The organism is Streptomyces flaveus (assembly GCF_014647675.1).
In the GTDB taxonomy this organism is placed as follows: domain Bacteria; phylum Actinomycetota; class Actinomycetes; order Streptomycetales; family Streptomycetaceae; genus Streptomyces; species Streptomyces flaveus.
In genome coordinates this window covers 1-9,463 of sequence record NZ_BMPQ01000043.1, presented here as the reverse complement: position 1 = coordinate 9,463, position 9,463 = coordinate 1, and the positions used below count along the sequence as shown (strand labels likewise).

The window sequence follows — 9,463 nt, the reverse complement described above, 5'->3', positions numbered from 1 at the left end:
CCTGATCCAGGGCCAGAACGGCATCGGTACGGTACGCAAGACGACCCTCCCCGGAGGCCTGCGCGTCGTCACCGAAACGCTGCCCTCCGTGCGCTCCGCCACCTTCGGCATCTGGGCGCACGTGGGCTCCCGCGACGAGACGCCGGCTCTGAACGGTGCCACGCACTACCTGGAGCACCTGCTCTTCAAGGGCACGTCCCGCCGTAGCGCGATGGACATCTCCTCCGCCATCGACGCGGTCGGCGGCGAGATGAACGCCTTCACGGCGAAGGAGTACACGTGCTACTACGCACGCGTGCTCGACGCCGACCTCCCCCTCGCCATCGACGTCGTCTGCGACATGCTCACCGGCTCGCTGATCCTCGAAGAGGACGTGAACGTCGAGCGGGGCGCGATCCTCGAGGAGATCGCGATGACCGAGGACGACCCGGGCGACTGCGTACACGACCTGTTCGCGTCCACCATGCTCGGCGACACCCCCCTCGGCCGCCCCGTCCTCGGCACGGTCGACACGGTCAACGCCCTCACCGCGGACCGCATCCGCCGCTTCTACAAGAAGCACTACGACCCGACGCACCTCATCGTCGCCTGCGCGGGCAACGTCGACCACAACAAGGTCGTACGCCAGGTCCGCGCCGCCTTCGAGAAGGCCGGCGCCCTGAAGCAGCCGGACGCCACGCCCAAGGCCCCGCGTGACGGCTCGCGCGCCATCCGTGCCGCGGGCCGCGTCGAACTGCTCGGCCGCAAGACCGAGCAGGCCCATGTCGTCCTCGGCATGCCCGGTCTGCCCCGCACCGACGACCGCCGCTGGGCCATGGGGGTCCTGAACACCGCGCTCGGCGGCGGCATGTCCTCCCGCCTCTTCCAGGAGGTCCGTGAAAAGCGCGGCCTGGCCTACAGCGTGTACTCGTACACCTCGGGCTTCGCCGACTGCGGACTCTTCGGCGTATACGCGGGCTGCCGGCCGAGCCAGGTCCACGACGTTCTGAAGATCTGCCGCGACGAGCTCGACCAGGTCGCCGAGCACGGTCTGTCGGACGACGAGATCGGCCGCGCCATCGGCCAGCTGAGGGGCTCCACCGTCCTCGGCCTGGAGGACACGGGTGCGCTCATGAACCGCATCGGCAAGAGTGAGCTGTGCTGGGGCGAGCAGATGTCGGTCGACGACATGCTGGCCCGGATAGCCGCGGTCACCCCCGACGACGTACGGGACGTGGCCCGCGACATCCTGGGTCGGCGGCCCTCGCTGTCGGTCATCGGCCCGCTCAAGGACAAGCAGGCATCCCGGCTGGACGAAGCGGTCGCATAAGTCCTCGACCGCCGCGTAAGTCCGCGTAAGTCCTCGACTAAGGAATCAAGAACATGAGCAAGCTGCGCGTGGCGGTCCTCGGCGCCAAGGGCCGCATCGGATCCGAGGCGGTACGAGCCGTCGAGGCGGCCGAGGACATGGAGCTGGTGGCCGCCCTCGGCAGCGGCGACAAACTGGAGACGCTGGTGGAGACCGGCGCCCAGGCCGTCGTCGAACTGACCACGCCCGCCTCGGTCATGGGCAACCTCGACTTCTGCGTACGCCACGGCATCCACGCCGTGGTCGGCACGACGGGCTGGACCGACGAGCGCCTGGCGCAGTTGAACACCTCGCTGGCCGCCTCCCCGGAGACAGGTGTGCTCATTGCCCCGAACTTCTCCATCGGCGCCGTACTGACCATGAAGTTCGCGGAGGCCGCCGCGCCGTACTTCGAGTCCGTCGAGGTCGTCGAGCTGCACCACCCGAACAAGGTCGACGCCCCCAGCGGCACCGCCACGCGCACCGCCCAGCTCATCGCCGCGGCCCGGGAGCGCGCGGGCAGCGCCCCGCAGCCCGACGCCACGGTGACGGCACTGGACGGCGCCCGCGGGGCGAACGTCGACGGCGTGCCCGTACACGCGGTGCGGATGCGCGGACTGCTCGCGCACCAGGAGGTGCTCCTCGGCGGCGAGGGCGAGACCCTCACCATCCGCCACGACTCGCTGCACCACAGCAGCTTCATGCCGGGCATCCTGCTCGGCGTACGCCGCGTCGTGGACACCCCCGGCCTCACCTTCGGCCTGGAACACTTCCTGGACCTGAACTGAGCGGTCGGACGACAACCATGCGCGCGAAGATCACGTACGCCGTCACGGCCGCCGTCCTCGTCGTCTACTTCGTCCTGGTCGGCAGCCGTGGGGTCATGCTCATCGAGACCGGCACGGCCCTGACGGTCACCTTCGGGGTGGCGGTCCTCATCCTGCCGGTGATCGGCCTGTGGTTCCTCTGGAAGAACACGCAGTTCGTCCGGAAGGCCAACCAGCTCGCCGCCGAACTCGACGCTGAAGGCGGCCTGCCCGTCGACGAGTTGAAGCGCACCCCGGCCGGCCGCATCGACCGCGACTCGGCCGACGAGGTCTTCGCCCGCCGCAAGGCCGAGACCGAGGACGCCCCGGACGACTGGCGCAGCTGGTTCCGTCTCGCGATCGCCTACCACGACGCCCGCGACACCGCGCGCGCCCGCAGGGCGATGCAGCGCGCCATCGCCCTGCGCGAGGGCAGGCCTGTACAGGCCTGAGCTCGAGGGGTACGACGAAGAGGCCGGCCCTACGCGGACACTGTTGGTAAATGGCTCCTTGGTTGCGTCCCGTTGCCGTCAGACAGCGGGACGCAGTCGTTCGAAGCGGGAGATGCGGGTTCCGGCTCGGGGTGTGCCGGTGATCCAGGCATCGAGCAGGGCGAGGTTCATCGCGGTGGCGGTGAAGAGGTGCTGGAGGCGGGTTCTGGGATGGCCGCGATATCGGGACCGCCGCAGGCCGAAGGCCCGGACGCCTTGTGAAACGGTGGCCTCGATGCCCTGTCGGTGCTGGTAGAGGCTCCGCCACTCAGGGTCCTGCTGGTCAGCACGATTGCGCTGCATGGCCTCATGTGCGGCTCTCTCTCGCAGCATGATCTCCCGGCCCCTGCCGGCTTTCGACGGCGCGCAGGCATTCACGTCCGGGCAGGCCCGGCAGTCGGCCGCGGGAAACCGGACCCGGATCACCGGGATGCCGTGCGAGGAGACACGCGGATACCAGCTGTCCGCAACCCGGCCGTTGGGGCAGGTCACCCGCTTGTTCTCCCAGTCCACGGCGAACGCGTCCGTGGCGAACTTGCCGGATGACTGGGTGGTGGTGTTCTTGTTGACCGGCCCGACCAGCTTGATGCCCGCTTGCTCGGCGTCGGCCAGACCCTGGGCGTCGATGTAGTTCGCGTCCACCAGATGCACGGCGGGGAGCTGGCCGTGAGCACGCAGGTCAGCGTGGATGGCATCAATCATCTTGAGGTCGTTCACGGACGCGTCCGTGGTGGCGACATGAGTGATCAGGTTGGGTGCGTCCGGCTCGCATGTCTCGGTCAGCTGGACCAGGTAGCCGGTCCAGCTGGTGCCCCGCTTGGCGCCGGCACGCGCGTCGGTGTCGTAGGGCGAGAACGGCCGTAACCGGCCCGGCGGCACGTTCTTCGCATCCCGTCGGCAGACGCTCCCATCGACGATCTGGAAGTTCTGCACCCAGACCTGACGCAGCAGCTCAACCGCCTCCAGCGACCGCGCCTCACGCGGGGCCTGCGGGGAGAAGACCACTTCCAGAAGGCGCATCCCGTCGGCCCCGGCCTGCTCGATCCACGCCTCGCGCTTCTCCTTGCCCCGGGGCAGCCTTGCTTCCTCCACTCGGTGCCCATAACGGTCGAACCACTCCGCATCCACCCGCGCGGCCAGCCACTGCGGAAACGCCGCGGCGAGCGCGTTCAAGGCCGCCCGCAGTGTCTCCCCGAGCATCTCCACATGGTTGACCGCCCGGATCGCCGCCAGCACCCGGGCGGAATCGGTCCGGGCCCTGCCCGACGTCTTCAGCAGCCCCCGTTCCCTGGCCGCCTGGAGCACTTCCTCGAAGAGCTCATCCGCCATCTGCCCCTGCACCAGGCGGGCTCGGAACTCGCTCAGCACCGAGTAGTCGAAGCCGGTATCGGTCAGCTCCAGCCCGAGCGCGTACTTCCAGTCGATCCTCACCCGCACCGCGGCAGCGGCCTGCCGATCCGACAGTCCCTCAGCGAACTGCAACACCGTGACCAGCGCCAACACACCCGGAGGCACCGCAGGACGACCCCGCCGCGGGAACAGGGAGGCGAACGCCTCACCGGAGAAGACGTCCCCGAACTCATCGCGCAGCCGCATCGCCGGCGTGCCGTCCGGACACACCGCCCGAGCCACCCGCTCCGTCTCCGCCGGAATCTCACCCAACCCGGGCTCCCGCAGCGACACCGACACCCTCCCCAAAACGCACCGTCGGCCTTCACCACCCACAACCAGGCGATGAAGGCCGACGTCACGCGCAAGGGGCCGAGCCATTTACCAACAGTGTCCTACGCGGACCGGCCCCTTCGCGCTGTCGATCAGGCGTGCCGGTACTCGTCCGCCCACACCTCGATGCCGTCCGCCGCCCGGTCGAAGGCCGCGGGGCGCCCCAGGAAGTCCGCGTTGTGCGTGGTCAGCAACGGCGTCGGCTCGTCGCCCGGCCGGTCCCGGCGGACGAGGAGGAGCGCCTGCCCCTGCACCGTGCGCGGCAGCCCGAGCCAGCGCACCGGCTGCTGCACCGTGCGCACCTCCACGACCTGTGCCCAGGGCGCGGTACGCGTAGCGAAGAAGCGCACCTGACGCAGCCCGTGTGCGCTCACCCACGCACCCACCCGCAACAGCCGCAGCGCACAGCCGATGACCAAAAGCGCCACACCGAAGCAGATCGCGCCCGCGCCCAGCGTGCCGGCCACCGCGATGATGACCGCCGCGAACAGCACGTACGAAGCGAGCAGCAGCAGGAGCGCCGCCATGGCGACCCGCCACGGACCGGGCCGGTAGGAGCGCCGCCAGTGGTCACGGTCGTCGAACGGCAGCGGGAGATCGTCCGCCACCTCGTCGAACGCGCGGTCGGCCGTCAGGAAGGGCAGGGGCACGACTGATCCTCACTCAATCCACGCACGGTCTGTGCCTGGTGAGGCTACCTAGCCATGCCCCTGCTCACCACCCTCGGGGGTCTGGATGAGCCTCGGCTGCCAGCGGCGCTCAGCGGCTGTTCGAGGCCTCGGACTGCTGGGTCTGAGCCGGTGACTGGTTCTGCGACAGCGCGGGCATCCCGAAGAGCAGAGAGCCCGCGAGCCCGGCGACGACGGTGAGGCCGATGAGCCAGCGCCCGGCTATCTCTGAGACGGAGGCACGCTCGCGGGGCGGGGGAGTGACATTGCTGCGGTACTTGTCGGCTTCGGCGATGAAGGCGAACGGAACAGGCTCGCGCCGACGGAACATGGAAACTGCTTCTCCTCGTGAAACTCGAACGGATCGTGCTCACCAAGACAGACGCACGAACGCCCCAAAAGGTGCCCCGTTTCACCGAATTCGCAGAAGTTCGGCGATGAATGTCGCGGCCCGCCACCGAACGACCCGTTGTCAGCGCCGGGCCGTAGAGTGGGCGCCGCCCGAGCCAGCGATGGGCCAGCGATGGGAAGGACTCCGCAAGCCGTGACCGACAGTCCCGCCGGCGACCTCAAGCCCAGCTTCCGCAGCGATGTGACCGTCGAGCTTGTCAAGCACAGCGCGGCCGACTCCGACGTGCTGTTCGCCGCCCGCGTCTCGACCCTCGGGGAGCAGTCCCTGGACGAGCTCAAGAAGGACCCCGAGCGCTCCAAGGGCCTGATCAACTTCCTGATGCGGGACCGGCACGGCAGCCCCTTCGAGCACAACTCGATGACGTTCTTCATCAGCGCCCCGATCTTCGTCTTCCGCGAGTTCATGCGCCACCGCGTGGGTTGGTCCTACAACGAGGAATCGGGTCGGTACAGCGAGCTCCAGCCGGTCTTCTACGTCCCGGACGAGTCCCGCAAGCTGGTCCAGGAGGGCCGCCCCGGGAAGTACGTCTTCGTGGAGGGCACCCAGGCCCAGCAGGAGCTCGTCGGCCGCGTCATGGACGACTCGTACGTGCGCGCGTACGAGGCGTACCAAGAGATGCTGGCGGCCGGCGTCGCCCGCGAGGTCGCCCGCTCGGTCCTCCCCGTCGGCCTGTACTCGTCGATGTACGCGACGTGCAACGCCCGCTCCCTGATGCACTTCCTGGGCCTGCGCACGCAGCACGAGCTCGCCAAGGTGCCGTCCTTCCCGCAGCGGGAGATCGAGATGGTCGGCGAGAAGATGGAGGCGGAATGGGCACAGCTCATGCCCCTCACGTACGCCGCGTTCAACACCAACGGTCGGGTCGCGCCGTAGCGCACTCCATTGCAGCATCCGGCACAGATGTACGGGTCGACCGGCGAAGTGTCCGTATTGCGGCATTTCGAGTTGTTCATTTAGCCTGATCAAACGGACCCGGCACTGCTTGAACCCCCGAGCAGGCAGTGCCGGGTCCCACCTTTGTCACGACTTGTCGCCCGACCCGAGGGCAGACCGCGCGCTGAGCAGCGAGTAGCGTGTTACCCATGGCTCCGACCTCCACTCCGCAGACCCCCTTTGGGCGGGTCCTCACCGCAATGGTCACGCCTTTCACGGCGGACGGAACACTCGACCTGGACGGCGCGCAGCGGCTCGCCACCCACCTGGTGGACGCAGGCAACGACGGCCTGATCATCAACGGCACCACCGGCGAGTCCCCGACCACCAGCAACGCGGAGAAAACGGATCTCGTACGGGCCGCACTGGAGGCGGTCGGTGACCGCGCCCACATCGTCGCCGGCGTCGGCACGAACGACACTCACCACAGCCTCGAGCTGGCCCACGCCGCCGAGAAGGTAGGCGCACACGGCCTCCTCACCGTCACGCCGTACTACAACAAGCCCCCGCAGGAGGGTTTGTACCGGCACTTCACGGCGATCGCCGACGCGACCGAACTCCCGGTCATGCTCTACGACATCCCGGGCCGCAGCGGCGTACCGATCAACTCGGAAACGATCGTGCGCCTCGCTGAGCACCCGCGTATCGTCGCCAACAAGGACGCCAAGGGCGACCTCGGCCGCGCCAGCTGGGCCATCGCCCGTTCCGGCCTCGCCTGGTATTCCGGCGACGACATGCTGAACCTGCCGCTGCTCTCCGTGGGCGCGGTCGGCTTCGTCTCCGTCGTCGGCCACGTCGTCACCCCCGACCTGCGGGCCATGATCGACGCGTACATCAGCGGCGATGTCCAGAAGGCCACCGAGATCCACCAGAAGCTGCTCCCCGTCTTCACCGGGATGTTCCGCACCCAGGGCGTCATGACCACCAAGGCCGCGCTCGCCCTCCAGGGCCTGCCCGCCGGACCGCTGCGCCTGCCCATGGTCGGACTCTCACCTGAGGAGACCGCCCAGCTCAAGATCGATCTTGCCGCCGGCGGGGTACAGCTCTGATCACAGACTTCACAACTGAATACGTACGACCACGCAGGCCAAAGGCCTGCACCACCCAGACAACCGCTAATGCACGAACGTCACGCGCGCCACGTGCCCTGCCAGGTACGTGGCGCGCGTGGTGAGGAGAGAGTCTTTTGAGTCATCCGCATCCTGAACTCGGCCCCCCGACGAAGCTCATCGAGGGCGGCCTCCGGGTCACCCCACTCGGCGGCCTCGGCGAAATCGGCCGAAACATGACGGTCTTCGAGTACGGCGGCCGACTGCTGATCGTCGACTGCGGAGTGCTCTTCCCCGAGGAGGAGCAGCCCGGAATCGACCTGATCCTGCCGGACTTCACGTCCATCAGGGACCGCCTCGACGACATCGAGGGCATCGTCCTCACGCACGGCCACGAGGACCACATCGGCGGTGTCCCCTATCTCCTGCGCGAGAAGCCGGACATCCCGCTGATCGGCTCCAAGCTGACCCTCGCCCTCATCGAGGCGAAGCTCCAGGAGCACCGCATCCGCCCCTACACCCTCGAAGTCGCGGAGGGCCACCGCGAACGCATCGGCCCCTTCGACTGCGAGTTCGTGGCGGTCAACCACTCCATCCCGGACGCCCTCGCGGTCGCCATCCGCACTCCCGCGGGCATGGTGGTGCACACCGGCGACTTCAAGATGGACCAGCTCCCGCTGGACGGCCGCCTCACAGATCTACACGCGTTCGCGCGCCTGAGCGAGGAAGGCATCGACCTCCTTCTCTCGGACTCGACGAACGCCGAAGTTCCGGGCTTCGTCCCGCCTGAGCGCGACATCTCGAACGTGCTGCGGCAGGTCTTCGGAGGCGCCCGCAAGCGGATCATCGTGGCCAGCTTCGCCAGCCACATCCACCGCATCCAGCAGATCCTCGACGCCGCCCACGAATACGGCCGCAAGGTCGCCTTCGTCGGCCGCTCGATGGTCCGCAACATGGGCATTGCCCGAGACCTCGGGTATCTGAAGGTCCCGCCGGGCCTGGTCGTCGACGTCAAGACGCTCGATGACCTACCGGACGGCAAGGTCGTGCTGGTCTGTACGGGTTCGCAGGGCGAGCCCATGGCAGCCCTGTCGAGGATGGCCAACCGGGATCACCAGATCCGTATCGTCCAGGGCGACACGGTGATCCTGGCGTCGTCACTCATCCCGGGCAACGAGAACGCGGTCTACCGCGTCATCAATGGCCTGACCCGCTGGGGCGCCAACGTCGTCCACAAGGGCAACGCCAAGGTGCATGTCTCCGGCCACGCATCGGCCGGCGAGCTCCTGTACTTCTACAACATCTGCAGGCCCAAGAACCTGATGCCGGTCCACGGCGAATGGCGCCACCTACGCGCCAACGCCGAGTTGGGCGCCCTCACCGGCATCCCGCACGACCGCATCGTCATCGCCGAGGACGGCGTCGCCGTCGACCTCGTCGAGGGCAAGGCCAAGATCTCGGGCAAGGTCCAGGCCGGGTACGTGTACGTCGACGGCCTCTCCGTCGGCGATGTCGGCGAGCCCGCGCTCAAGGACCGCAAGATCCTCGGCGACGAGGGCATCATCTCGGTCTTCGTGGTGATGGACTCCAGTACCGGCAAGATCACCGGTGGTCCGCACATCCAGGCCCGCGGTTCGGGCATCGACGACTCCGCCTTCAGCGACGTCCTCCCGAGGATCACCGAGGTCCTGGAGAAGTCGGCCCAGGACGGCGTCGTCGAACCTCACCAGATGCAGCAGCTCATCCGCCGCACGCTGGGCAAATGGGTCTCGGACACCTACCGCCGCCGGCCGATGATCCTGCCGGTCGTGGTCGAGGTCTGACACATCGTCGTACGCGTGAACTCGGAGCGGGGCGCCTCGATTTGCATCGAGGCGCCCCGCTCCAGTACGTTTACGGCTCCGCCTGAACGGGAACCCGGCGCAACTGTGCATGGGGAACCAGCCCGAACGGGATGGGAATTCCGACCAAAATCTTCTGATAAAGTCGGAGACGCAAGACCGAAGGGAAGCCCGGAGGAAAGCCCGCGAGGGTGAGTACGAAGGAAGCGTCCGT

Annotated in this window: 9 protein-coding genes; 6 read left to right on the top strand and 3 right to left on the bottom strand. The window is 68.1% G+C overall.

Annotated elements, in window-relative coordinates:
- The 3 genes from IEZ21_RS42460 to IEZ21_RS42450 form a co-directional block, all read left to right on the top strand.
- Nucleotides 1-1,309, top strand: a 1,309-nt coding sequence (locus tag IEZ21_RS42460; RefSeq protein ID WP_246568767.1) for a M16 family metallopeptidase, incomplete at its 5' end; no start/stop codon positions are given.
- 53 nt (nucleotides 1,310-1,362) lie between these two features.
- On the top strand, nucleotides 1,363-2,115 hold the full coding sequence (gene dapB, locus IEZ21_RS42455) for a 4-hydroxy-tetrahydrodipicolinate reductase (protein ID WP_189327163.1): 753 nt from the start codon (nucleotides 1,363-1,365) through the stop codon (nucleotides 2,113-2,115).
- A gap of 17 nt (nucleotides 2,116-2,132) precedes the next feature.
- Nucleotides 2,133-2,585: a hypothetical protein gene (locus tag IEZ21_RS42450; RefSeq protein ID WP_189327162.1), complete on the top strand. Its 453-nt coding sequence runs from the start codon at nucleotides 2,133-2,135 to the stop codon at nucleotides 2,583-2,585.
- A gap of 78 nt (nucleotides 2,586-2,663) precedes the next feature.
- On the opposite strand, the gene IEZ21_RS42445 is transcribed toward IEZ21_RS42450, so the two are convergent.
- The 3 genes from IEZ21_RS42445 to IEZ21_RS42435 form a co-directional block, all read right to left on the bottom strand.
- Nucleotides 2,664-4,307 (bottom strand): IS1182 family transposase, encoded by a 1,644-nt coding sequence (locus IEZ21_RS42445; protein ID WP_189327161.1) that lies wholly within the window; start codon nucleotides 4,305-4,307, stop codon nucleotides 2,664-2,666.
- 131 nt (nucleotides 4,308-4,438) lie between these two features.
- Nucleotides 4,439-4,996: an SCO5741 family PH domain-containing membrane protein gene (locus IEZ21_RS42440; protein ID WP_189327160.1), complete on the bottom strand. Its 558-nt coding sequence runs from the start codon at nucleotides 4,994-4,996 to the stop codon at nucleotides 4,439-4,441.
- Between the two features lie 109 nt (nucleotides 4,997-5,105).
- Complete coding sequence (locus IEZ21_RS42435; RefSeq protein WP_033326835.1) at nucleotides 5,106-5,345, bottom strand: hypothetical protein; 240 nt, start codon at nucleotides 5,343-5,345, stop codon at nucleotides 5,106-5,108.
- 213 nt (nucleotides 5,346-5,558) lie between these two features.
- Here IEZ21_RS42435 and thyX point away from each other — a divergent pair, with 213 nt between their 5' ends.
- From thyX to IEZ21_RS42420, 3 genes are all read left to right on the top strand, one after another.
- Nucleotides 5,559-6,299, top strand: coding sequence for an FAD-dependent thymidylate synthase (gene thyX / locus IEZ21_RS42430; RefSeq protein ID WP_189327159.1), 741 nt, complete (start codon nucleotides 5,559-5,561; stop codon nucleotides 6,297-6,299).
- 209 nt (nucleotides 6,300-6,508) lie between these two features.
- Nucleotides 6,509-7,408: a 4-hydroxy-tetrahydrodipicolinate synthase gene (gene dapA, locus IEZ21_RS42425; protein WP_189327158.1), complete on the top strand. Its 900-nt coding sequence runs from the start codon at nucleotides 6,509-6,511 to the stop codon at nucleotides 7,406-7,408.
- A 137-nt stretch (nucleotides 7,409-7,545) separates the two neighbouring features.
- A complete protein-coding gene (locus IEZ21_RS42420) occupies nucleotides 7,546-9,231 on the top strand; it encodes a ribonuclease J (protein WP_189327157.1) in 1,686 nt (561 codons plus the stop codon).
- Nucleotides 9,232-9,463 lie beyond the last annotated feature (232 nt).

Excerpts from the sequence above, each read along its gene's own strand:
- dapB (WP_189327163.1), top strand. The coding sequence starts at position 1,363 with ATGAGCAAGCTGCGCGTGGCGGTCCTCGGCGCCAAGGGCCGCATCGGA.
- IEZ21_RS42450 (WP_189327162.1), top strand. The coding sequence starts at position 2,133 with ATGCGCGCGAAGATCACGTACGCCGTCACGGCCGCCGTCCTCGTCGTC.
- IEZ21_RS42435 (WP_033326835.1), bottom strand. The coding sequence starts at position 5,345 with ATGTTCCGTCGGCGCGAGCCTGTTCCGTTCGCCTTCATCGCCGAAGCC.
- dapA (WP_189327158.1), top strand. The coding sequence starts at position 6,509 with ATGGCTCCGACCTCCACTCCGCAGACCCCCTTTGGGCGGGTCCTCACC.